The sequence below is a fragment of the Burkholderia sp. WTPI3 genome (genome assembly GCF_021483755.1).
GTDB lineage: Bacteria > Pseudomonadota > Gammaproteobacteria > Burkholderiales > Burkholderiaceae > Burkholderia.
This window is the reverse complement of sequence record NZ_JAGIXF010000075.1, coordinates 1-23,781: the sequence shown is the minus strand read 5'-3', so window position 1 is coordinate 23,781 and position 23,781 is coordinate 1. Positions and strand designations below refer to the sequence as shown.

General features: G+C 66.7%; 21 protein-coding genes. 10 read left to right on the top strand and 11 right to left on the bottom strand.

Annotation, left to right across the window (positions count from 1 at the left end):
- The first annotated feature begins 145 nt into the window (after positions 1–145).
- Complete coding sequence (locus J7024_RS29045; protein WP_124828321.1) at positions 146–1,624, top strand: sensor domain-containing diguanylate cyclase; 1,479 nt, start codon at positions 146–148, stop codon at positions 1,622–1,624.
- Between the two features lie 209 nt (positions 1,625–1,833).
- Positions 1,834–3,264, top strand: coding sequence for an MFS transporter (locus tag J7024_RS29040; protein WP_124828320.1), 1,431 nt, complete (start codon positions 1,834–1,836; stop codon positions 3,262–3,264).
- Between the two features lie 87 nt (positions 3,265–3,351).
- Here the strand turns inward: J7024_RS29040 and J7024_RS29035 are convergent, their stop codons facing one another.
- Both J7024_RS29035 and J7024_RS29030 read right to left on the bottom strand, forming a co-directional pair.
- Positions 3,352–4,008, bottom strand: a complete 657-nt coding sequence (locus tag J7024_RS29035) for an alpha/beta fold hydrolase (protein WP_234745671.1) — start codon at positions 4,006–4,008, stop codon at positions 3,352–3,354.
- Between the two features lie 111 nt (positions 4,009–4,119).
- Entirely contained in the window at positions 4,120–5,097 is a 978-nt protein-coding gene (locus J7024_RS29030; protein WP_124828418.1) for a bifunctional helix-turn-helix transcriptional regulator/GNAT family N-acetyltransferase, read from the bottom strand.
- A gap of 220 nt (positions 5,098–5,317) precedes the next feature.
- Here J7024_RS29030 and J7024_RS29025 point away from each other — a divergent pair, with 220 nt between their 5' ends.
- A complete protein-coding gene (locus tag J7024_RS29025) occupies positions 5,318–5,650 on the top strand; it encodes a cupin domain-containing protein (protein WP_124828318.1) in 333 nt (110 codons plus the stop codon).
- A 316-nt stretch (positions 5,651–5,966) separates the two neighbouring features.
- On the opposite strand, the gene J7024_RS29020 is transcribed toward J7024_RS29025, so the two are convergent.
- Positions 5,967–6,725, bottom strand: a complete 759-nt coding sequence (locus tag J7024_RS29020; RefSeq protein WP_124828317.1) for an SDR family oxidoreductase — start codon at positions 6,723–6,725, stop codon at positions 5,967–5,969.
- Between the two features lie 114 nt (positions 6,726–6,839).
- The gene (locus tag J7024_RS29015) at positions 6,840–7,784 is read right to left on the bottom strand and encodes a LysR family transcriptional regulator (protein ID WP_175750413.1); all 945 of its coding nucleotides are present in this window, start codon (positions 7,782–7,784) and stop codon (positions 6,840–6,842) included.
- 183 nt (positions 7,785–7,967) lie between these two features.
- Between J7024_RS29015 and J7024_RS29010 the strand changes: the two genes are divergently transcribed.
- Positions 7,968–9,182, top strand: a complete 1,215-nt coding sequence (locus J7024_RS29010; RefSeq protein ID WP_124828315.1) for an FAD-dependent oxidoreductase — start codon at positions 7,968–7,970, stop codon at positions 9,180–9,182.
- Between the two features lie 67 nt (positions 9,183–9,249).
- Here J7024_RS29010 and J7024_RS29005 read toward each other — a convergent pair whose 3' ends face one another.
- Both J7024_RS29005 and J7024_RS29000 read right to left on the bottom strand, forming a co-directional pair.
- Entirely contained in the window at positions 9,250–10,650 is a 1,401-nt protein-coding gene (locus J7024_RS29005) for an LLM class flavin-dependent oxidoreductase (RefSeq protein WP_124828314.1), read from the bottom strand.
- Complete coding sequence (locus J7024_RS29000; RefSeq protein ID WP_124828313.1) at positions 10,647–11,906, bottom strand: acyl-CoA dehydrogenase family protein; 1,260 nt, start codon at positions 11,904–11,906, stop codon at positions 10,647–10,649. The genes J7024_RS29005 and J7024_RS29000 overlap by 4 nt, the downstream gene beginning before the upstream one ends.
- Before the next feature lie 294 nt (positions 11,907–12,200).
- Between J7024_RS29000 and J7024_RS28995 the strand changes: the two genes are divergently transcribed.
- Complete coding sequence (locus tag J7024_RS28995) at positions 12,201–13,439, top strand: SfnB family sulfur acquisition oxidoreductase (RefSeq protein WP_234745670.1); 1,239 nt, start codon at positions 12,201–12,203, stop codon at positions 13,437–13,439.
- Between the two features lie 108 nt (positions 13,440–13,547).
- On the opposite strand, the gene J7024_RS28990 is transcribed toward J7024_RS28995, so the two are convergent.
- Complete coding sequence (locus tag J7024_RS28990) at positions 13,548–14,480, bottom strand: alpha/beta hydrolase (RefSeq protein ID WP_124828311.1); 933 nt, start codon at positions 14,478–14,480, stop codon at positions 13,548–13,550.
- A 61-nt stretch (positions 14,481–14,541) separates the two neighbouring features.
- Positions 14,542–15,645 carry an OpgC domain-containing protein gene (locus J7024_RS28985; RefSeq protein ID WP_124828310.1) on the bottom strand — a complete coding sequence of 368 codons (1,104 nt, stop codon included), beginning with the start codon at positions 15,643–15,645 and terminating at the stop codon, positions 14,542–14,544.
- 383 nt (positions 15,646–16,028) lie between these two features.
- On the opposite strand from J7024_RS28985, the gene J7024_RS28980 reads away from it, so the two are divergent.
- A complete protein-coding gene (locus J7024_RS28980) occupies positions 16,029–17,183 on the top strand; it encodes a porin (protein WP_124828309.1) in 1,155 nt (384 codons plus the stop codon).
- A gap of 44 nt (positions 17,184–17,227) precedes the next feature.
- Here the strand turns inward: J7024_RS28980 and J7024_RS28975 are convergent, their stop codons facing one another.
- Entirely contained in the window at positions 17,228–18,139 is a 912-nt protein-coding gene (locus tag J7024_RS28975) for a LysR family transcriptional regulator (protein ID WP_124828308.1), read from the bottom strand.
- Between the two features lie 140 nt (positions 18,140–18,279).
- On the opposite strand from J7024_RS28975, the gene J7024_RS28970 reads away from it, so the two are divergent.
- On the top strand, positions 18,280–19,296 hold the full coding sequence (locus J7024_RS28970) for an aldo/keto reductase (RefSeq protein WP_124828307.1): 1,017 nt from the start codon (positions 18,280–18,282) through the stop codon (positions 19,294–19,296).
- 128 nt (positions 19,297–19,424) lie between these two features.
- A complete protein-coding gene (locus tag J7024_RS28965) occupies positions 19,425–20,165 on the top strand; it encodes a sulfite exporter TauE/SafE family protein (protein ID WP_175750415.1) in 741 nt (246 codons plus the stop codon).
- 21 nt (positions 20,166–20,186) lie between these two features.
- Here J7024_RS28965 and J7024_RS28960 read toward each other — a convergent pair whose 3' ends face one another.
- Positions 20,187–20,573: an ester cyclase gene (locus J7024_RS28960; protein ID WP_124828305.1), complete on the bottom strand. Its 387-nt coding sequence runs from the start codon at positions 20,571–20,573 to the stop codon at positions 20,187–20,189.
- 49 nt (positions 20,574–20,622) lie between these two features.
- Positions 20,623–21,519, bottom strand: coding sequence for a LysR substrate-binding domain-containing protein (locus tag J7024_RS28955; RefSeq protein WP_175759943.1), 897 nt, complete (start codon positions 21,517–21,519; stop codon positions 20,623–20,625).
- Positions 21,520–22,056: 537 nt separating this feature from the next.
- Here J7024_RS28955 and J7024_RS28950 point away from each other — a divergent pair.
- Together J7024_RS28950 and J7024_RS28945 are read left to right on the top strand one after the other, a co-directional pair.
- A complete protein-coding gene (locus tag J7024_RS28950) occupies positions 22,057–22,896 on the top strand; it encodes a peptidoglycan DD-metalloendopeptidase family protein (RefSeq protein ID WP_124828303.1) in 840 nt (279 codons plus the stop codon).
- 217 nt (positions 22,897–23,113) lie between these two features.
- Positions 23,114–23,781 (top strand): serine hydrolase (locus tag J7024_RS28945; protein ID WP_234745669.1); only part of this gene is annotated, 668 nt, incomplete at its 3' end.

Below are 23,781 nucleotides of genomic sequence, written 5' to 3'. Positions count from 1 at the left end.
CTGGAGGTGAACCGACCCGGCATCGTCACACCGATGTCGTGCCATGACCGGCGCGTTGCTCCCGCTTGATATGCCACCATCCGTTTTTTAGTATGCAGTAATCGCGTCGTGCGGCTGCATACAAGCTTGGTCATCGAGGAGACACATGCAATCCAGGTCGGCGGCTCCTTATACCATCGTCGTGGTCGGCATCGTGGTTGCGTGTGCGCTGATGGGTCTGTGCGTGCTGCAACTGTTCCAGAGCCGCAACGACGCGCTCGAGCGGGCGAGAGAAACCTCCCGCAATCTCGGCCTGATCGCCGAGCGGGACATCCAGCGCAACTTCGAACTCTACGACCTGTCGTTGCAGGCGGTCATCGGGGGGCTGCGACGCCCCGACGTGATGAATGCGCCGCCAGGCTTGCGGCGCGCCGTGCTGTTCGACAACGCGATGACCGCGCAATTTCTCGGCTCGGTGCTGGTACTCGATGCCGGTGGCAACATCGTCCTCGATTCGGCCAACGACGTGCCGCGCCGAGGCAATTTCTCCGATCGCAAGTACTTCACCGTCCACCGCGACGATCCGAATGTCGGCCTCTACGTCAGCGACCCGTTCCCGTCGCGCCTGCGAGGGGGCGCGCTCAGCGTCGGGCTCACGCGGCGGATCTCGAGCCCGGACGGCTCGTTTGCCGGCATCGTGCTCATCACGGTCAATCTCGAATATTTCCATCAACTGTTTGCCGGCCTGTCGCTCGGACAGCACGGCTCGATCTCGCTGATCGGCAACGACGGCGTGATGGTGATGCGCCAGCCGTACGACGTCCACACCATCGGCCGCGACATCAGCCAGGCCGCGACTTTCCAGCGGTTCCGGGCCGCGCGGGAGGGGGTGTTTTCGGAAACCTCGTCGCTCGACGGTGTGCGTCGCCTCTACTACTTCAGGCACTTGTCGAAGCTGCCGCTGATGATCATGGTCGCGGAAGCGGAGCCGGATATCTATGCGGCGTGGCGGCACCGGGCCACCACGATCGGCGCGCTGGTGGCGACGTTCGGCGCCGCGTTCATCGCGGTGTCCGTCATGCTCGGCACGCAATTGCGGCGCCGCATGCGTGCCGAGTCGGAACTCGTGCTGCTCGCGCGCACCGATGGCCTCACCGGCCTGAACAATCGCCGCAGCTTCGCGGAAGTGCTGGAGCGCGAATGGCGTCGTGCGCGGCGGGCGCGGTCGGTTTTCTCGTTGCTGTTCGTCGATGTCGACCGCTTCAAGGCCTATAACGATACCTACGGCCACCAGGCGGGCGACGACGCGCTGGCAGCGGTCGCACGCTGTATCGGCGACAACATCCGCCGGCCGGCCGATACCGCGGCCCGCTACGGCGGCGAGGAATTCGTCGTGCTGCTCCCGGATACCTCCGAGACGGGCGCCGCCCAGATTGCCGAGCGGATTCGCGCTGCGATCGACGGGTTGCCGCTCGAGCACGCCGGCAGCGAATATGGGCACGTCACCGCCAGTATCGGCCTCGCGAGCTGGACGCCCGAGCACGATGCGCAAGCCGAAGCCGTGATCAAGGCCGCCGATGAGGCGCTGTACTACGCGAAGGCGAACGGGCGGAACAGGGTGGCCGCCTTTCGCGCAGTGGCGTGACGCAGGTCGCGACGCACATGTGCGTGACCGGTCGACGCGCGCGGGCAGCAACGTTATGACGTACACCGAATAATTTATCGATTTATATCGGTTGGGATAACCGGATCGCAAGAACAGAATCTTCGCTTCCGGAACCCGGCGACGCGTGCGTGTCGGGTTCCTGTCTCCATGTGGACATCGCCGGGTATCCGGCGAAACAAGGGAATGCGATGAGTTCGATCGATCTGAATGCCGCTATCACGCCGGTTTCCGCGCCCATCCGCTCCGCGAGCGACGTGGCGCGCCTGATCAATACGACGGACAGCTCCGTCAGCCATGCGCGAATGATCGTGCTGCTCGCGCTCGGCGGCGTGTTTCTCGATGCATACGACCTGACGACGCTGTCCTACGGCATCGACGACGTCGCGCGCGAGTTCGGCCTGACGCCCGCACTGACCGGGCTGGTCGGGGCGGCGATCATGATTGGCACGATCTTCGGCAGCCTGATCGGCGGCTGGCTCACCGACAAGATCGGCCGCTATCAGGTGTTCATGGCCGACATGCTGTTTTTCGTGATCGCGGCGATCGCGGCCGGACTCGCGCCGAACGTGTGGGTGCTGATCGGTGCGCGCTTCGTGATGGGGCTCGGCGTCGGCATCGACCTGCCGGTTGCGATGGCGTTTCTCGCGGAATTCTCGAAGTTCAACGGCCGCGGCAACAAGGCGTCGCGGCTCGCTGCGTGGTGCCCTATGTGGTACGTGGCGTCGTCGGTCTGTTTCCTGCTGATCTTCGGGCTGTATTTCCTGCTGCCGGCCGAGCATGCGGGCTGGCTGTGGCGCGCGTCGCTGATCTTTGGCGCGGTGCCCGCACTGGTCATCATCCTGGTGCGCAATCGCTTCATGAACGAATCGCCGCTGTGGGCGGCGAATCAGGGCGACCTCGCCAATGCGGCGCGCATCCTTCGCGAGTCGTACGGGATTCACGCACACGAAGCAGACGATGCGCCGCGCGCGCCGAGCCAGCCGCCCGTACGGATTCGCGTGCTGTTCCAGCGTCCGTATCTGGGCCGCACGATCGTCGCCAGCGTGATGAACCTGTGCATTCCGTTCGAATACACGGCGATCGCGTTCTTCCTGCCGTCGATCCTGTCGCAGTTTCTCGGCGCGGGCGTGTTCGAGACGATCGCCGCGTCGCTCGCGCTGAACGTCCTGTTCGCGTTTACCGGGGGCTTGCTCGGCATGCGTCTTGCGTATCGCTATCCGTCGCGCCACGTCGCGATCGCGGGGTTCGCGCTGCAGTTCGTCGCGCTCGTTGCACTCGCGCTGGCCGGACATCCGCACGGCGCGGTCGCGATCGGCGTCGTGCTGCTGATGCTCGGCACGTGGTTGTTTGCCGAAGGCTTCGGACCGGGCGCGCAGATGATGATCTATCCGACGCTGTCGTACCCGGCGGCGATCCGCGGCACCGGGGTCGGCTTCGGGCGTTCGCTGTGCGGTATCGGGCAGGCGCTTGCGCTGTTCGTGCTGCCGATCCTGCAGGCCCGGCTCGGCACGGACATGTTCTGGGTCGTGGCGATCAGCGCGGTCACGCCGATCGTGTTTCTGCTGATCGTGCGTCATGAACCGACGGCGCGCGACATCGACGACGAGGCGGCGGCGTGACAGGCGGCATGAGCGCGGCAGAAAGCGCTCGCGGTCGGCGCGTCGTCGTGCCCGCGAGCAGAGCGGCGGCGTGCGCGGATCGATGCGTCAACGCGTGGAGAAGGGCGTCAGGCCGGATTCGATCAACCATTGGCGCGCGATCGTAGTGCATGGCAACGGGCGCTCCAGGGTCGGAAAATGGCCGCACCCGTCGATCGGTTCGAAACGGGCATGCGGCATCGATGCGGCGATGTGGCGGCCCACGTCGACGGGAACGAAACGGTCGGCGCTGCCCCAGACGAGTAACGTCGGGATCCGGGTCGATGCGAGCGTAGGCCAGCGATCCATGCGTGTCGACGTTGCGTCGGATTGCCGTGCGAACACGTCGGCGCCGGCATCGCGCGCCATCTGCACGAATGCTGTTCTTGCCGCGATGTCGTCTGCGGGGATGGCGTTCTCGGCGAATTCGGCGAGAACGCGTTCATGCTCGCCGGAACGGATTCTGCGACTCGTGGCGCGCGCCGACGCCGGATCCGGATGGGCGCCGGGCTGACAATTCATCAACCAGAGGCCGCGAACGCGATCGGGCATCCTGGCGAGCACTTCGAGTGCCAGGCAGCCGCCATACGCGGTGCCTGCGAGGATCAACGGCCCTTCCGTGACAGACAGCAGGTGCTCGGCGCTTTCCGCGAAGGTCGGGTACGAAAGCACGTGCACCGACGGCGACACAAGATCGCACAGCCCGTCGACCTGCGCGGCATACATCCGTGCGTCGCATGGCATGGCCGGCAGGAAGACGAGCGGGAGTGGCATCGTGGCAGGCGGGTTCATTCGAGGTGGGCGGGTTGCCGTTGAAGGGCAGTGCGGGGCCGAACGCTAGCCGCCGGATTTTCGCCGGCTGAAGCGTTGCTCGACGACCTCGGTTCCCCATTGCGAGCCTGCCGATTCGCTGGTCAGCGCAAAGCCGAACGATTCATACAGGTGACGTGCCGAATCGAGTCCCTTGAATGTCCAGAGATACGTCTCGTCGAACTGCCGATCGTCGACGAACTGCATGGCAAGCGTCATGAGCTGCCGCCCGATGCCGGCGCCGCGCAACGCATCGTCGACGATGAACCAGCGCAAGTGCGCGATGCCCGATACCTTGTCTCCGTCGATGGCGAGAGAGGCGAGCGTGCGGCCATTTTCCGTGCAGAGCCAGAGCGCCTTGCCCTCGGCCGGAAGCGCGCCCGCAAATTCGGCGAGTTCGGTCGCAACCTTCTTTTCGAAGAACGCGCCGAATCCCCAGTGTTCCGAATAGAACCGCGCGTGAAGGCTCGCTATGTCGCCGATGCAGCCGGGCTGATAGCCGTCGAGGATCTGCACGGCGTTTTGCTTCGCGACGGACGGCTTGGCTACGTTGTCCTGCGCCAGCGCGTCGCTATAAAGCGCGAGCGAGCGGATCAGGTTTTGCTGGTCCGCCGGCACCATGCGACGCAGCGCATTCGACACCTGGCGGGTCGCAAACCGGTCGATTTTCTCCCGGAGCTTTTGCCCGTCGGCGCTCAGGTACAACTCGGTCGCGCGCGCATCGTCGGGCGAGATGCGGCGCGTCACGAAGCCGGCCGCCTCCAGCCGGGCAAGCTGTCGGCTCGTATTCGATTTGTCGAGCCGCAGGATATTGCCGAGATCCTTTGCGCTGATGCCGGGCGCCATTCCGATTTCGAGCACGGCGTGAACGGCCGACGGCGCGAGGTCGCTGTCGGCCAATGTCGTGCGCATGAAGCCCAGTTCACGGACCAGTTTTCGGGAAAAATCGCGAAGCTCCAGGATTGTTGCGTCGCGGGTCTTGGCGGGAATATCGATGAGGTCCATGATCAGCCCGGAAAAGTTGCGGCCCGCAAGCAATATTAGTTGCGATGCGCAACTTGTCAAGGCGGTTTGGTTGTCAGCCACGTTTCGTCGGACGTTTCGATGGCCGGTCTTTGCGTGCGCGCCAAGCCGATACCCGCAAAACACGCTCACCCCGGCGACGGCCGCCGCGTTGGAGTGGACGTCAACCGCCTTCACGCGAAGGGCGATGCGAGGTCGAATCATGCAGCTTCAAACCGGCAACCTGTTCAGCATCGAACGGACCCGAAGCGACGACGAGCAGGTCGACGTACTCGTGGCCGGCGCGCGCCTGAACATCGAGCGAATCGTGTCGATGGGGCATGCGAGTCCCGACGGGTTCTGGTACGACGACCCGCGCGCCGAATGGGTTGCGTTGCTGTCCGGCGCGGCCGCGCTCGAATTCGAAGGCGATCAGGCGCTGTACGACATGCGTCCCGGCGACTACGTGCTGATCGAACCGCATTGCCGGCATCGCGTCGCGTGGACGCATCCGGAGGAGCCGACCGTATGGCTCGCGATCTACCACGAACGCTGAGTAGCGGCCATCAAGGGCGCGTGTCATTCGGGCAAGCCGCCGGGGACATCGTGCGATGTGTGGCGTCACGGGCTTGCCGTTGCTTCACGCGCGATCCGGCTCCATCGCGGAGCCGGTCGAAGTCCTGCCGGCGCGCCATCGCGATCCGGCGAGCGCCGGAAGTGGAGCGGGCGCGGTAACGCGCCGCTCTGGATCCGGGGCAAGGAGCGCCGTCAGTTCGTCATCGTCAAGCCGCCGTCGATGGGCAAGAAGACGAAGAGGGCGTGACGGAACATGCGGCGCCCGGCACCGCCCGGTCGAATTCCCGGGGTCCCGCTTATCCACGCCCGACGAACGGCATCGTCGTCGCCATGATCGTCATGTTCAGGATGTTCGTGTCCAGCGGAAGATTCGCCATTTGAACGACCGCGTTTGCCACGTGCGTGACGTCCATCCGTGCCTCGGGCGCCATGCGTCCGTCGGCCTGCAGCACGCCGTCCGTCATCCGGTCCGTCAGCGACGTCGCCGCGTTGCCGATGTCGATCTGGCCACACGCGATGTTGTATGCGCGGCCGTCGAGTGCGAGCGACTTGGTGATGCCGGCTACCGCGTGCTTGGTGGCCGTGTACGCGATCGTGTTCGGGCGCGGTGTATAGGCCGAGATCGAACCGTTGTTGATGATCCGGCCACCCTGCGGTATTTGCGCTTTCATCACGCGCCACGCAGCCCGTGCGCACAGGAAGACGCCCGTCAGGTTCGTAGCGACGACGGCGTTCCACACGTCGAATGCGTATTCGTCGAGTGCAACGGCCGGTGCGTTGCGGCCGGCGTTGTTGAAGAGCACGTCGAGCCGGCCGAACTGCTGCGCGATCTGCGCGAACGCGTGATCGACCGATGCTTCGTCGGTGACGTCGGCCGGAAATACGTGCGCATCGCCGTGAGCGGCGACGATCGCCTCTTTCGTTTCACGCAACGATTCTTCGCGGCGTCCGATCAGCGCGACGGTAAATCCCGCGCCGGCGAGTGCGATCGCCGCAGCACGACCGATGCCGGATCCGGCGCCCGTGACGGCTGCGAATTTCTGCGAAACAGACATGACTTGATTCCCTGCGGGTTGGGTGACGAAAGAGGCGGCAAGGGTGCGATGGCATCGCCGCGCGCCGGTTGAAGCGACATCGTACCGCGCACCGCGGGTTCGCGGCGGGGGCCGCTATTGCCTGCGCGCCGGCGCAGGCTTTCGTCCGCGTGTTTCGGCTTCCGAGAACAGGCTGACCACGACATCGCGCAACCACCGGTTGCCTTCGTCCTGATTCACGCGCGTATGCCACAGCATATGAATCGGCGCACCCGGCAGTGTGACGGGCAACGCTCGCCAGCTCAGCGAAAACGGCGCGGCGAGTTGCAGCGCGAGATGCTCGGGCACGGTCGCGATCAGGTCGGTGCGTTGCAGGATATAGCCGACGCTCATGAAATGCGGCACCGTGAGCCGCACGCGGCGCTTGACGCGCCGCCGCTTCAGCCATTCGTCGACCTGCCCGTGGCCGGTGCCGGCCGACACCACGACCAGATGCTCGGCTTCCCGCCATGCGTCGACCGTCAATGGCGCGTCCGCGAGCGGATGCCCGCGGCGGAACAAGCACACGTACCGCTGATCGAACAGCCGGCGCTGATAGAACCCGCCTTGCAGTTGCGGCAGCAGCCCGATCGCGAGATCGACGCGACCGTCGGCCATTTCGTCGCCGAGGTTCACGCTCGTGTTGCGCACCGTATTGAGCGCGATGCCCGGCGCCGCTTTCGACAGATGTTCGAGCAACGCGGGCAGGAACACGACTTCGCCGATATCGGTCATCCCGATCGTCATCGTGCGCGACGCGCGCAACGGATCGAATCCCGTCTCCGGATTGAGCGCCGCATGCAGCGTCGACAGCGCCTGCGCAACCGGCTCGGCCAGGCGCAACGCGAACGGCGTCGGGACCACGCCGCCGGGCCCGCGCACGAACAGCGGATCGCCGAGCCGGCGGCGCAGCTTCGCGAGCGCATTGCTCACGCCCGGCTGGCTCATGTTCATCTGCTCGGCGACGCTCGACACGCGCCGCTCCTGCATCAGCCGCTGAAAAAGCAGCAGCAGATTGAGGTCGATCTCGCTCAGTTCCATGGTGACGCAGCGCTCCAGATCATTCCGTTCAGTGATGAAGAAGATTCCCTTCATTTTATTGCGGGATAAGAGTCCGCTGCTGAAAATACCGATACGGCGCATGTGTTCGACAGGCGCGCCGAACAGGTCACGCGCGCTGCGGCCCCGATAACTGAATATCTGAATCCCGGAGACACCTTCATCATGCAGACCAATCTGAACATCGCGATCGTCGGCGCCGGCATCGGCGGCCTGACCCTGGCGCTTGCGTTGCGCGAGCGCGGCATCGACGCGCAACTGTACGAGCAGACCGACGTGCTGCGCGAGGTCGGGGCGGCCGTTGCGCTGTCGGCGAATGCGACGCGCTTCTACGAACGAATGGGATTGCGTTCGGCTTTCGACGCGGTATGCGCGGAAATCCCGGCGCTCGTCTATCGCGACGGGCGCAGCGGGGCGGTCATCGGTCATCATCGCGGCGAACCCGACTACCGCCGGCAATTCGGCGGGTCATACTGGGGCGTGCATCGTGCGGATCTGCAGGCGATCCTGTCGCAGGCCGTCGGTGTCGAGCAGATTCATCTGGGCCATCGGCTGGTCGATCTCGTGCAGCATCCGGATCGCGTGACGCTGACGTTCGACAATGGCAAGCGTGCCGATGCCGATCTCGTGATCGGCGCGGATGGCGCGCGTTCAATCACGCGGCGCTGGATGCTCGGCTACGACGACGTGCTGTATTCGGGCTGTTCGGGCTTTCGCGGCGTGGTGCCGGCCGAGCGGATGGACTTGCTGCCCGACCCCGAGACGATCCAGTTCTGGATCGGACCGCACGGCCACCTGCTGCACTATCCGATCGGCGACAACGGCGACCAGAATTTCCTGCTGGTCGAGCGTCATCCGTCGCCGTGGCCGTCGCGCGAGTGGGTCATGCCGGCCGAAGAGGGCGACCAGTTGCGCCTGTTCAAGGACTGGCATCCGGCGGTGGTGCAGATGATCACCGCGGTGCCGATCAGCCAGCGCTGGGGGCTGTTCCACCGGCCGCCGCTCGGCCGCTGGAGCCGCGGGCGCGTGACGCTGATCGGCGACGCCGCGCATGCGCTGGTGCCGCATCACGGGCAGGGCGCGAACCAGTCGATCGAGGATGCGGTGGTGCTGGCCGGGCAACTGGCGAAGGCCGGACCGGGCAACTGGCGCGAGGCGCAGGAAGCGTACGAGCGGCTGCGGCGCGGTCGCACGCGCAAGGTGCAGTACGCATCGATCACGGCCGCCGACGTGCTGCATCTGCCCGACGGGCCGGCCGCGCAGGCGCGCAATGCCCGGCTCGGCGAACGCGACAGCGTGCTGCGTCACCTGGACTGGATCCACGATTTCGACGCGCTCGCCGACGAGCCGAACGAGCGGCAGGGCGGTACGTGGCTTTGACGGGCCGCGCATTGCGCGTTTGGCCCGGCGCGCGCGAGCGTTTGTTACCGACGCGGCCGCATGGCGCTCATGCGTAGTCGGCCTCCTGTTTGGCGCCGCGCTTGACCTGCTCGATGTCGCGAAACCGTGCGGCCGGATGAGCGTCCGGCAACCGCGCGGCGCCGCCGAACAGCTTCTCGCGCAGCGTGCCGGGCGCGTATTCGGTCGGGTAGACGCCGCGCCGCTGCAACTCTGGCACGAGGTGACGCACGATGTCCTCGAACGTTTCGTGCGCCACGGCGTACGCGAGATTGAAGCCGTCGACGTCGGTTTCGGCGACCCATTCCTGCAGGATGTCCGCGACCGTCTGCGCGGAGCCGACGAACACGGGGCCCATCCCGCCGATACCGCCCCACGCGGCCAGTTCCTCGATCGTCCACGCGGTGTCGCCACCGGCCAGATGCTCGACTGCCGACACGATCGCATTCGTTTCGACGCGCCTGACGGGATCGGTCGGCGCGTACTGGCCGAAGTCGATGCCGGTCCAGCCGGACATGAACACGAGCGAACCGTCGTACGACACGTAGCGGCGATATTCGTCGAACTTTGCCTGTGCCTTCTCGTCGGTCTCGTCGACGATCACCGTCACGAGGTTGTAGATCAGCACGTCGCGCGGGTCGCGCCCCGCGGCCGCAGCCTGTGCGCGCACGTCGGCGACATGGCGCGCGAGTTGCGCACGGGTGGGCGCGGCAACGAACACGCATTCGGCGTGCTGCGCGGCGAACGCCTTGCCGGGGCCGGACGCGCCGGCCTGGAACAGCACCGGCGTGCGCTGCGGCGACGGCTCGCACAGGTGATAGCCGGGCACGTCGAAGAACCGGCCCTTGTGGCCGATGTCGTGCACCTTCTCGGGATGCGTGAAGACGCGGCCGTCGCGATCGCGCACGACCGCGCCGTCTTCCCAGCTCCCCTCGAACAGCTTGTACAGCACCTCGACATATTCGGCCGCGACCGCATAGCGATCGTCATGTGTGCGCAGTCCGTCGTCGCCGACGTTCCTCGCGCCGCTTTCCAGGTACGACGTGACGATGTTCCATGCGAGCCGGCCCTTGGTGTGATGGTCGGCCGTCGACAGGCGGCGCGCGAAGGTGTACGGGTGCTCGAACGTCGTCGACGCGGTGATGCCGATGCCGAGATGTTCGGTCGCCATCGAGATCGGCGCGGCGAGTTGCAGCGGGTCGTTGACCGGAATCTGCGCGGCTTGATGCAGCGCGTGATAGTTGCTGCCGCGGTAGACGTCGTAATAGCCGATCACGTCCGCGATGAAGATCGCGTCGAAGATGCCGCGCTCGAGCACGCGGGCGAGATCGGTCCAGTAGTCGAGGTCCTTGTACTGCCACGAGCGGTCGCGCGGATGCGCCCACAGCCCCGGCGACTGATGACCGACGCAATTCATCTCGAATGCGTTGAAGCGAATGGTCTTGCTCATCGGGTCGCTCCCGTTTCGGTGCCGGCGCCTGCACCGTTGCCGACGCGCCAGACGAACGGCGGCGTGCGTCCGTTGACGATCCAGTCGCCGACGATCCGCGCCTTGTAGACGAGCGGATTGTGCGACGATACCGTGCGCGCATTGCGCCAGTGGCGGTCGAGCGCGGTCGTGCTGCGCGTCGCGGATGCGCCGAGCGCATCGAACAGCCGTGTCGCCGCGCGCAGCACGAGTTCCGACACGACGAGCTGGCTCTGCGCGGATTCGATTTCGGCCGCGACGTTCGCGTCGTGCTCGGCTTCGTCGTCGCCGCCGAAGCGTGCGACGTACGCGCGTTGCAGCGGCTGCGCGGCGCGCTGTGCGAGCGCGTCGGCCGCATACGCCCACGATGCGATTTCGCCGATCACCTGCTGGAGCTGCGCGTCGTCGCCGGCGCGCGCCGCGTTGCCGTGGCTGTACACGCGCGTGCGGCCGCGCACGAGTTCGCCGGCGTCGCGCACGATCGCATGGCCGATGCCGGCCAGCGTCGCGACGTGGAACAACTGGTAGAACGCGGTCTGATACTTGAAGCGGCGTGCGAAGTCGATCACGTTGTCGGCGTCGACCGCCGCATCCTCGAAGCGCGTCGTGCCGCTGCCGGTCGTGGTCTGGCCGAAGCCGTCCCAGTCGTCTTCGCGGATCACGCCTGGCTGTGCCGTGGCGACGGCGACGATCACGTCGCTGCCGTCGTGCGCGCGCTGCGCGAATACGTCGATCCAGTCGGCGAACAGGCTGCCCGTGCTGTAGAACTTGCGGCCGTTCAGCACGAGCCGGCCGTTTTGCTCGGACACCTTCGTGATGGTCTGGCCGAGCGGAACGTCGCCGGCCTCCGACCACGCGTTGCCGACCAGCTGGCCGTTCGCGAAACGGTCGAACCAGGCGCTGCGCTGCGGCCCGGGCGGCGCGTTCAGCCAGTCCTCGACGAACGCAAAGTGGCCGCGCAGCGCCTGCGGCAGATTGGAATCGGCCGTGGCGAGCTCGGTCAGCAGCTGGAACAGTTGCGGCAGCGACGCGCCGTCGCCGCCGTTGCGCACCGGCAGCCGTATCGCGCCGAAGCCGGCGTCCTTCAGCCAGCCGATCGCGTCGTGCGGCAGTTCGCGGCGGCGGTCGCGCTCGGCGGTGCCGTCGGCGATGCGCTCGAAGATCGGCCTGAAGCGGCTCGCGAGTGCGTCGTAGTCGGTGCCGGTGGAAAGATCGATGTCTGCGTGCGACGAAGTCATGCGTGTTCCTCGAAGGGCGGGGCCGTTTGCACCGGGAGAGCCAGTATAGGAAGCGTGACGCGAGCGTTCCAATAACGGATTCGCAGATCGTTATCGTCGATACGCATTACACGCGCGGCTGCGCGGAAGTCTCGACGTCAACGCGTCGATTGCGACGTCGAGGCGTGGAATCGAGCGCCGTGCCGCATCGTGTCGTTTGTTATCCGAAGGAATAACGTTACGAGAATCGCTCGGTTTGCCGGCCCGCGATGCACTGCTAGATTCAGTGCTTTCGTCATCCATCAGGAGAGCCCGATGTCCGATACGAACGCCACGATTCACGAGCTGCCGGCCGACGCGAAACCGCAGGTCGCCCGCGTGATCGCCGACGACGCACAGGCGATCGCGGCCGCGCATGCGCTGGCGCAGCGGCTCGCGCAAGGCGCGTCCGCCCGCGATCGCGAGCGCCGGTTGCCGCGCGACGAGATCGAGTGGTTCTCGCAGTCGGGGTTGTGGGCGATCACGGTGCCGAAGGCTTACGGCGGCGCGGGCGTGTCGCATGTGACGCTTACCGAGGTGATCAAGATCGTCGCAGCGGCCGACGGGTCGCTCGGGCAGTTGCCGCAAAATCATTTCGGGCTGGTCGACGTGATCGCGCTGGTCGGCACCGATGCGCAGAAGCGTCATTTCTTCGCGGAGATCCTGAGCGGCAAGCGGTTCGGCAACGGCTTTTCGGAGAAGGGTACGAAGCACGTGCTCGACCTGAAGACGCGCGTGCGCCGTGACGGCGACGACCATGTCGTCGACGGCACGAAGTTCTATTCGACGGGCGCGCTGTTCGCGCACTACGTGCCGGTGCTCGGCCTCGACGATGCGCAGCAGGCGTGGCTCGCATACGTGCCGCAGCCGACGCCCGGGCTCACCGTGATCGACGACTGGTCGGGCTTCGGCCAGCGCACGACCGCGAGCGGCACGGTCGTGCTCGATCGCGTGCGTGTGCCGGCGTCGCATGTGCTGCCCGCACAGCGCGTATCGGACGAGCCGACGCTCAACGGCCCGCTGTCGCAGATCATCCAGGCGGCGATCGATGCAGGAATCGCGAAGGCGGCCATCGCCGATACCGAGGCGTTCGTGCGCACCCGCACGCGTCCGTGGGTCGACAGCGGTGTTGAGCGGGCCACCGACGATCCGCTGATCGTGCGCGAAATCGGCCGGCTGCACATCCAGCTTCATGCGGCGGAAGCGCTGCTCGAACGCGCGGCGCGCACGCTGGACGAGATCGGGGCACGCGGCACGGTGACGGACGACGACGTTGCGCGCGCATCGGTCGCCGTCGGCGAAGCGAAAGTGCTGACGACGGAAATCGCGCTGCTCGCGGGCGAGAAGCTGTTCGAGCTGGCAGGCACGCAGTCGACGCTGGCCGAACACAATCTCGATCGCCACTGGCGCAACGCGCGCACGCATACGCTGCACGATCCGGTGCGCTGGAAATATCACCTCGTCGGCAACTACTACCTGAATGGCGTGCGTCCGGCGCGCCATGCGTGGAACTGAGCGTTGCACCAGGCGGTGCGCCGCCACACACATCGCGCCGGAGGACGCGGCGCAGTGCAGCTCGGGATGACGTGAAGGGTGACGCGTCAGGCGCGCGACCGGGCTTCGTCACTTCACGCATTCGAGCGCGTATTTCAGGCCCTGGCCGAGCAATCCGCGCCACACTTCCCATGTATGCCCGCCGCCGACGATGCGCAACTCGGCCGCGTTCTGCGCGCGCCGCAGGTGCGTGTACAGCACGCTCGATTCCGCCTGGATCGTCAGGTCGTCGTCACCGGCCGCGATGAACATCGGCACGCGCCAGTTGCGCGCGAAATAGCCGCGCATCAGCGTCGGGTAGTTGAGCTCGTGCCACACGCGCGGATCGAACTGCCGGTCGCCGAATACGCCGACGTAGCGCGCGGCGGAATTGAGCGGCGGCTCGTTCGCGTAGATCGCGGGACTGAGCAGCATCGCGCCGCAGAACAGGCCCGGCTCGAGCAGCGAGAAACGCAGCGCGCCGAAACCGCCCATCGACACGCCGCCGATCGCGCGGCCCGCGCGCTGGTTCGATACCGCGAAGTGCGCTTCGACTTCCGGCAGCAGGTCGTTGAGAAACGCACTCTGCATCTTCTCCTTGCGATCGACGTACCAGTCGGTGCCGCCTTGCGGCATCACGATCACGACGGGCGGAATCTCGTGGCGTTCGATCAGCGTGTCGGTCGTGGCCTGTAGCCGGCCCTGCGTGATCCAGTCGTTCGCGTTGCCGGCATTGCCGTGCAGCAGGTACATCACCGGATAGCGCGCGCCCTCCGGGTTGTAGCCGGGCGGCAGGTAGACCGTATAGGACCAGTCGCGCTTCAGCGACGCCGAACGAAACGAGCGCAGCACGATGCTGCTGCCGGGATTGACCGGTGCTTCCTGCGCGGCCGGCACCGACGGGGCGGCCTGGACCGTCGACGGCGAGGCAGGCGTTGTCGCGGTCGCGCCCTGGGTGGCATGGGCGGTGGCGACGGAGCTGGCGAGCAGGGCGACGGCGAACGGAAGGGCAAGTCGGCGCATGGCGAATTGTTTCAGGTAGGGCGCCCGCTATCGTAGCAGCGGTGGGTGATGGCGCGGTGCGTCATCGCCGCGAACGGAGCGGGAACGGCAGTCGCGACACGAACGGCGCATAGAGCTTCGCGACGAGATACAGCAAGCCGATCGCGACGACGTCGGCGGTCAGGCCGAGCGGCACGTCGAGATAGCCTTCGGTCGCCTGGTACAGCAGCGAATCGACCGCGAGCGAGATGCAGGTGCCGGCGACGAAGCACAGCAGCCCCTGCCGGCCGATCGTGCCGATCCACGGCATCGCGTGTGCGACTTTCTTCATCCACCCGAGGTGCACGAGCTTGGCCGCGAGCCATGCGATCGCGAGGAAGTTTCCGAGCCGCAGCGCGCCGAGGTTCTGCTTGATCGACGGATCGGTCGGGAACGGCTCGACGCGCAGCCGGTAGTACGCGCCAGCCGCGACGATCGCGAGCGCCGCGGCCGTGAGCAGCCAGCCCTGCGGTTTCGGCGCGAGCGTCTGGTACACCGGCTGGCAGCGCGCGATCACACCGAACACGAACAGGAATTGCCACGCGAACGGATTGAAGTCCCACGGCATGCCTTCGACTGTCGGCAGGAAGCGCGCGACATGCGGCGCCGCGTACCACAGCGATCCGCTGAACGCGAGCAGCAACCACGGTTGCGTGCGCGCGAGCGGCAGCGCGAGCGGGACGAGCAGCGCGAAGAACGCGTACATCGGCAGCACCGATGCGAGATACGGCTGGCGGCGGAACAGCAGGATGTCGCGCAGCGCCGCGAGCGGCTTGTGGAGCAGGCCGTCGAGATCGTTGGTCGGCATGTTCGGGCCGTCGATCGAGAATGCGTTTAGCACGGCCGTGATCAACAGCATCAGGCCGGCCGTCACCAGAAACGCGCGATAGATCTCGAACGCGCGCCGGATGAAGCGCTGGCGCGCGGCGGCCTCGTCGTGGCGCTCGGCGAGCGCGTTGTACGCGATGGCGGTGGCGAAGCCGCCGAGGAACACGAACACCTCGGCCGCATCGCACAGAGCGTACGCATGCAGCGTCACGCGCGACAGGATGCTGCCGCCGATGTGGTCGACGACGATCACGAGCAGCACGAGTCCGCGGAAGAAATCGAGCTCGGCGTAGCGGCCGGGCCGGGCGGCGGCGGTCATCGGGCCGCCTCCCGGCGTGCGCCGCGTGCGCGGCTGGCAGCTGCCGCGCGTGAATCGGGGTGAAGCATGACTTCGTGGAGAAATGACGAACGGATGCGCATTGTGCCATCGATGCGACATCGCCCGGGTTTATGCGGATGGCGGGCCGGTCAGCCGCGGCCGGCAAGCTCGGTCGGGCAGGCAGGCGGGCCGGGCAGTTGGACGAGCGCAACGCTTTGCATGCCGGCTCTACGTCCCCGATGGACGGCTGGTTTGCGACGTGACACCATTTTGTCCTCGCGGCCGCATACCGCGTTGTCCGCCCTGCGGGCCAGTTACATATAAACAGACAAACGATTCGCCGGGCGCAAGGCCTGCCCGGCACCCGGCTCCGGAGATCCGTCATGAAGAAGCACGCCATTTTTGCCGCCGCGCTGGCAGCGTTCGCCGCGCCGGCCTTCGCGCAGGACAGCGTCACGCTGTACGGCCTGATCGACGAAGGCTTCAACTACACGAACAACGTGAACGTGAACGGGGTCGGAAAAGCGGATTACCAGCTTGCGAGCGGCTATGCGCAGGGCAGCCGCTGGGGCCTGAAAGGCAGCGAGGACCTGGGCGGCGGGCTGAAGGCGATCTTCACGCTGGAAAGCGGCTTCGACGTGAACAACGGCCGGTTCAACCAGGGCGGCCGGATGTTCGGCCGTCAGGCGTTCGTCGGGTTGAGCGCGTCGCGCTTCGGCACGCTGACGTTTGGCCGCCAGTACGACTCCGTCGTCGACTATCTCGCGCCGCTGACCGCGAACGGCAACTGGGGCGGCACGCTGTTCTCGCATCCGTTCGACAACGACAACACGGACAACTCGTTCCGCGTCAACAACACGGTCAAGTACGCGAGCCCCGACTGGAACGGGCTGACCTTCGGCGGCACCTACAGCTTCAGCAACAGCACCGGCTTCTCGACCAATCGGCAGTACAGCGTCGGCGCGCAGTATTCGCTGGCCGGGTTGCAGGTCGCGGCCGCGTATCTGCAGGCGAACAGCCCGGGCGTCGGCAGCGCGGGCGCGATCGCGGCGGACGACGCGAACTTCGTCGCCGACCGCCTGCGCATCTTCGGCGGCGGCATCAACTACACGTTCGGGCCGGCGACGGTCGGCTTCGTGTATACGAAGGCCGACATGAAGAACCCGGTGTCGACCGTTTACCTGCCGGCGGCGACGTTCGCCGGCCTTGGGCTCACCGCGACGAAATTCCAGAACTTCGAAATCAACGGCAAGTACCAGCTCACGCCCGATTTCTACCTCGGCGCGCAGTACGTGTACACGGACGGCAAGTTCGACGCGGCGTCCGGCGCGCTCAGCCCGAAATACCATACGGTCGGCCTGATGGCCGACTACAGCCTGTCCAAGCGCACCGACGTGTACCTGCAGGGCGCATGGCAGAAGGTTGCCGGCGACAAGACGGGCACCGCGGCCGACGGCGGTTACGTCGTCGGCACCGACGGCCCGTCGTCGTCGTCGAACCAGTTCGCGGTGCGCGCCGCGATCCGCCACAAGTTCTGAGTGCGCGATACCGGGCCGGGGCCTGATCGCCCCGGCGGCGGCCGTCATGCCGCCCGGTGCGGGCCGCCGAGCGTTTGCGCGAGCCAGTCGACGAAGGTCCGCACGCGTGGCGCCAGATGTCGGCCGTGCGGAAACACGACCGACACCGGCAGCGGCGGGGCATGCCATTCCGGCAGCACCTCGACCAGCGAACCGTCTTCGATGAGCGGCGCGAGCCCGTCGCGCGGCGCCTGGATCAGCCCGAGGCCCGCGACGCAGCATGCGAGATACGCTTGCGAGCTGTTGACCGAGACGACGCTGCGCATCTTCACCTTATGCAGCTCGCCCGAATCCATATCCGCATATTCCCAGTCCAGCTCGCGGCCCGTGCGGTTCGAGAAATAGCCGACCGCGAGGTGGTCGGGCAAATCGTCCGGCGAGCGCGGCGTGCCGTATTGCGCGAGATAGCCGGGCGACGCGCAATTGATCTGCGCCATCTCGCCGATGCGCCGCGCGACGAGCGACGTGTCGGACAGCACGCCGACCCGCACCGCGCAGTCGATCCCGTCGGCGACGAGATCGACGAAGCGGTCGGACGTGCTCAGCACGACGCGCAGGTCGGGATAGCGTGCGTGGAAATCCGGCAGCGCCGGAATCACTTCGTTCAGCGCGAAGCGCTCGGGCAGGTCGACGCGGATCAGGCCGCGCTGCGCCGCGCCGGCTTCTTCGAACAGCGTCTCGGCGTCGTCGAGATCGGCGAGCAACCGCGTGCAGCGCTCGTAGTAGGTCGCACCCTCGACGGTCAGTGCGACGCGCCGGGTGGTTCGCTGCAGCAGGCGCACCCTCAGGTGTTTTTCCAGATACTGGACGGCATTGCTCACCGTCGGGCGCGGCAATTGCAGTTGCTCGGCCGCCTTCGTGAAGCTGCCGAGGTGGGCGACGCGCGCAAAGATGCGCATTGCTTGCAGATGATCCATGCGGGGCGGGGCGTTGGGGAATGGGCAGAGGCTCCATTGTTAATCAGCGTCGAATGATTTGGTTGGGTGTTTCGCGTTTATCGCGTGCGGCAATGCGTCCAGAATCCGGCTCATTCACTCACCACTGCAAGGAAACGGACATGGACAAGCGTCAACTGGGCCGCACGGGCCCGCAGGTTTCGGCGATTGCACTCGGCTGCATGGGGATGTCGGATTTCTACGGGCCGGCGGATCGCGATGAGAGCATCGCGACGCTGCACACGGCGCTCGACAACGGGGTCACATTGCTCGATACGGGCGACTTCTACGGGATGGGCGACAACGAAATGCTGATTCGCGATGCGCTGCGCGGCCGGACCCGCGGCCAGGTGCTGATCAGCGTGAAGTTCGGCGCGCTGCGCGATCCGGCCGGTGCGTTCGCCGGTTACGACGCGCGGCCCGAGGCGATCCGGAACTTCGTCGCGTATTCGCTGAAGCGGCTCGGCACCGACCATATCGACATCTACCGGCCCGCTCGCGTCGATCCGGCCGTGCCGATCGAGGAGACGGTCGGTGCGATCGCCGATCTCGTGAAGGCTGGCTACGTGCGCCATATCGGTCTGTCGGAACTCGGCGCCGACACGATCCGCCGCGCGGCGGCCGTCGCGCCGATCGCCGACCTGCAGATCGAGTACTCGTTGCTGTCGCGCGGGATCGAGGCAGACATCCTGCCGACCTGTCGCGAACTGGGGATCGGCGTGACCGCGTATGGTGTGCTGTCGCGCGGGCTGCTCGGCGGCGGCTGGAGCGCGGCGCGGCAGGGCGAGCGCGATTTCCGCGCGGCCAGCCCGCGCTTCCAGGGCGAGAACCTCGCGCACAACCTTGCGCTGGTCGACGCGCTGCGCGCGATTGCCGGCGAGAAGGGCAGCAATCCCGCGCAGATCGCGATCGCATGGGCGCTGTCGCGCGGCGACGACATCGTGCCGCTGATCGGCGCACGCAAGCGCACCCAACTGCAGGACGCGTTGCAGGCGTCTAAATTGCAACTAACGGTCAATGATCTCGCGCGCATCGAAGCGGCGGTTCCCGCCGGGGCGGCTGCCGGCGAGCGTTATCCGGCCGCGCAGATGGCGCACCTCGACAGCGAGCAGGGCCGGGGGCCGGCGCACGGTGCATGAACGACGCGGCTGGCCGGATGACGAGGCACGTCGGACGGGCCCGAGCCAGCCTCAGGCAAAGCCAGATGGCCGGCGGCGCGAAGGTGATTCACCATCGGCGCCGTATTCAACCGGACGGAATGCCATTCATGCATATTCATACGCTGACGATCATCGTGCTGGTCTTTCTGCTGGCGGGTGCGGTCAAGGGGATGATCGGCCTGGGGTTGCCGACGATCGCGATGGGGCTGCTCACGCTGGCGATGCCGCCGTCGGCGGCCGCGAGCCTGCTGCTCGTGCCGTCGTTCGTCACCAACGTGTGGCAGCTGTGGCTGGGGCCGTCGTTCGGGCCGCTGCTGCGTCGTCTGTGGCCGCTGCTCGTCGGGTTGACGATCGGCACGCTGACGGGCGGCCTGCCCGCGCTAGCGGCCGGCAACGCGTGGACGCACGCGGCGCTTGGCGTCGCGCTGATCGCGTACGGCTGCTGGGGGCTCGCCGCTGCGCGGCTGCCCGCGCCGGGGCGTCACGAAAAGGGGTTGTCGGCTGTGGTCGGCTACCTGACCGGCGTCGTGACAGCTGCGACCGGCGTGTTCGTCGTGCCGGCCGTGCCGTACCTGCAGGCGCTGCGCCTGTCGAAGGACGATCTGATCCAGGCGCTCGGGTTGTCGTTTACCGCGTCGACGATCGCGCTCGGCCTGCAGCTGCGCGTGACGGGCGCACTGCAGACGGTCGATCTCGGCGTATCGGCGCTGGCGCTCGTGCCGGCGCTCGCGGGGATGGTCGGAGGCCAGTATGCGCGCCGCGTGATGAGCGAGAAGGCGTTCAAGCGCTGCTTCTTCGCCGGGATGATCGCGCTCGGCGCATACATGGCCGCGTCGGGGCTGCGATGAACGTCGCGGCGGCCGGCGTCTTCACAGTTGCGCTTCGATCGCCGCCTTGTCGATCACCGACCACACCTGCCGGATCTTGCCGTCGTGAAATTCGTAGATCACGTTCTCGGCGAACGTGACACGCGTGCCGTCGACGGCGAGTCCCATGAACGTCCCTTTCGGCGCACACGCGAAGCGAAGCCGGCACGCGACGCGCGGCGGTTCGCACACCAGCAGCCGGATGTCGAAGTGCAGATCCGGAATGTCGCGGAAGTCCTGCTCCAGCAGCGCGCGATAACCGGATAGCCCGAGCGGCCGGTCGTTGTGAATCACGTTGTCGGCGACGTGCTCGCCGAGCGCCGCCCAGTCCTGCCGGTTCAGGCAGTCGATATACGCGCGGTAGCGGGTAGCGAGATCGGTTTCTGCCATGGCCATGCCTCCGTAGGTATCGATGGGGGGGCGCCGGATCCGGCGCGCGCTACCGCGACGCGGTCTCGCCCGAGAGGAACGCGACGAACGCCTGCGTGTATTTCGGCAGGGCATCGAACGATCGCGCACAGAGCGTCAGCTTGCGGTGGCTCCACGCGTCGGACAGCTCGACGAGCCGCACGTCCATCGTCTGCGTCGCCCGCTCGGCCGCATGGCGCGACACGATGCCGATTCCGACGCCGCTTTCGATCATGCGGCAGATCGCGTCGAAACTCTTCAACTGCACACGGTAACGGATCCGCTTGCCGAGCGCGCGTGCCTGATCCGCGAGATGGACCTGCAGCGCGCTGCCGTCGGTCAGCCCGATGAAATCCGCGTCGACGATTTCGTCGAACCCGACCTTGTCGCGCGCTGCGAGCGCGTGCGCGGCCGGCACGACGGCGATCAGCCAGTCCTCGCGGAACGGCTTCTGTTCCAGCCCGCCGAGCCCGACCGAATCCGCGACGATCCCGACCTCGGCCGTCTTGTTGCGGATCGCATGCACGATCTCCTGGCTCGAGCGTTCCTCGACGCTGATCGACAGTTTCGGATGGTGCGGCAGATACGCGGCGAGCGCATCGGGCAGGTACTCGCTCAGCGATGCCGTATTGCACAGCAGCCGGATGTGCCCGCGCAGCCCCTGGCCGTATTGCTGCAGTTCGCCGCGCATGTGGTCGATCTGCTGCAGCACGGTGCGCGCGTGGTGTTCGAGCGCAAGGCCGGCGTCGGTCGGCTGCGTGCCCGACTTGGTCCGGTGCAGCAGCGGCACGCCGAGCTCGTCCTCCATCCCGCGAATGCGCTCGCTCGCGGCCTGCAGCGTGATGTGAGTGCGCTCGGCGCCGCTGGTGATCGTGCCGGCCTCGCAGATGTTCAGGAAAAGCCGCAGGTCGGTCAGGTCGAAGCGCATGGTCGGGCGGGGGCGCGTAAGGATTGGAATGGCCGATAAGTTAGCAGGAACTGCAGCCGCGGTCTCAGGCTGCGCTTGAGGCCCCGTTCGCCGGTTCCGCATTTTCGGGGCACGATCGATCCCGGATCATGACCGCATATCAATCAGGGGAGACTGTCATGCGAGTCGATTCGTCGTGGGTGGTGTCGTTCAAGATCGCGCTGCACCTGCTGTTCCTGTGCATCGGCGTCGCGTGGGCGTGCGCCGAACTGGTGGACTGGTTGCGCTGAGCCGAGCGGGCGGTGCGGGCGGGTTTCGCTGTCCGGCGCGCCTGCCAGTTTATCGAAAGCTATTCGAAATAACGGCGTATCGCGAAATTTCCTTCGCCTGATGAGTAGAGGGCTGTCAAATTATTCCGAATTTGATCGTATTTTTGGCAATAAAGCCGCTTTGGTGCCGGGTTCGTGATCGTTTGTCATCATTGTTTGCATCCGGTTACACGTCGGTCGTTCCGTTTTTGAGATGCTTGAAAGATTGTCAAACCGGAACCGATCGTCCATGAAACAGCACGAGATTTACCGCAAGGCGGCGTGGTTGTCGGGCCTGGCCGCCGTGCTCGTCATGGCCGGTTGTGCAAGCACGCAGTCCGTTGCGCCAAGCGACACGATGGCGGGTTCAGCGCCGCCGGGTCAGTCTGCCGCGGCGCCGTCGGCTGCCGCGCCGGCCGCGCCAGCGCAGGCGCCGATCCTCGTCGCGCAGAAGTACGTCGTGAAGCGCGGCGACACGCTGTCGGGCATCGCGTCGTCGAACGACTGCAGCGTGGCGGAGTTGCGCACCTGGAACAGGCTCGACGCGCGCAGCACGCTGCGTACGGGGCAGGTGCTGCGTATCGTCCGGCAGCAGCCGTTGCAGGCGCCGGGTTCGACCGGCAGCACACAGCAGGCCGCTGCCGCGAGCGATGCGGCGACCGGTGCATCGGCCTCGAGCGACCGGCAGGTCGTGAAGGAAACGAAGCGGCACGCGGGAGCGGTCACGCTCACGTGGCCTGCGCAAGGGCGGATCGTCGACGCGTTCCGGCCCGGGCAGAACCGCGGCATCCAGATCGCCGGGCGGTCCGGCGACCCGGTCCGTGCGGCGGCCGACGGACGCGTGATGTATGCGGGTACGGGCCTGAACGATTACGGCAGTCTGATCATCGTCCAGCACAACGCGGATTTTCTGACGGCGTATGCGCATAACCGCAAGCTGCTGGTGAAAACCGGCGACATCGTGCACCGGGGCGACGAGATCGCCGAGATGGGCGATCTCGACAACTCGCGCGTCGCGCTGCTATTCGAGGTGCGGCGCGACGGCAAGCCGGTCAATCCGATGCCTTACCTGCCGTCGTCGCAAGGCTGACGTGCGTCGCGCTGCTGGAACGCGGGCGCACTCGCTGCTACGCTAGAACCTGTTCATGCGACCCCGTTCATCGGGGCAGACGGACGTCTTTCGGGGATGCGCGGCCAATGGCCGCCGCGAGCCGGCCGTCGGCGTGAACCGGCGCGCATCGTTGAGTTGTCGCGTTGCGCACCTGTGTTGCTTCGTGCCACCGTTTCCGACAGAACACCAGATATCCATGGAACACTCTCCGACACGCCGCTCGCTGTTGCTCGCCGCCGTCGCCGCACCGTTCGTCGCGGCGTGCTCGTCGGCGCCCGTGGCCGACCAGGGGCGCGCCCACGCCGCGCAAGCCGATCTCGCCACGCTCGAAAAAGCATCGAACGGCCGGCTCGGCGTCGCCGTGCTCGATACGTCGAACGGCACGCGCATCGCGTATCACGCACGCGAGCGCTTCCCGCTGTGCGGTACCTATGCGGTTTCCGCCGCCGCCGCGATACTCGCGCGCGGCGCGCTCGACGCATCGCTGCTGCCGCGCCGCATCCTGTATCGCCGCTACGACGTCGTGGCCGGCTCGCCGGTCACGGAAAGCCACGTCGACACGGGGATGACGATCGCGCAGCTGTGCGTCGCGCTGCTGCAGTCGGGCGACAAGGGCGCGGGCAACCTGCTGATGAACGTGCTCGGCGGCCCGCAGGCCGTGACCGCGTTCGCACACGAGAGCGGCGACACCACGTTCCGCCTCGACCGCTGGGAACCCGAGCTGAACGAGGCCGCGCCTCACGACGTGCGCGATACGTCGACGCCGGTCGCGATGGTCGACATGATGAAGCGCCTGCTGCTCGGCGACACGCTGGGCGAGCCGCAGCGCGCGCAGTTGACGGAGTGGCTGGCCGGCGGCACGCC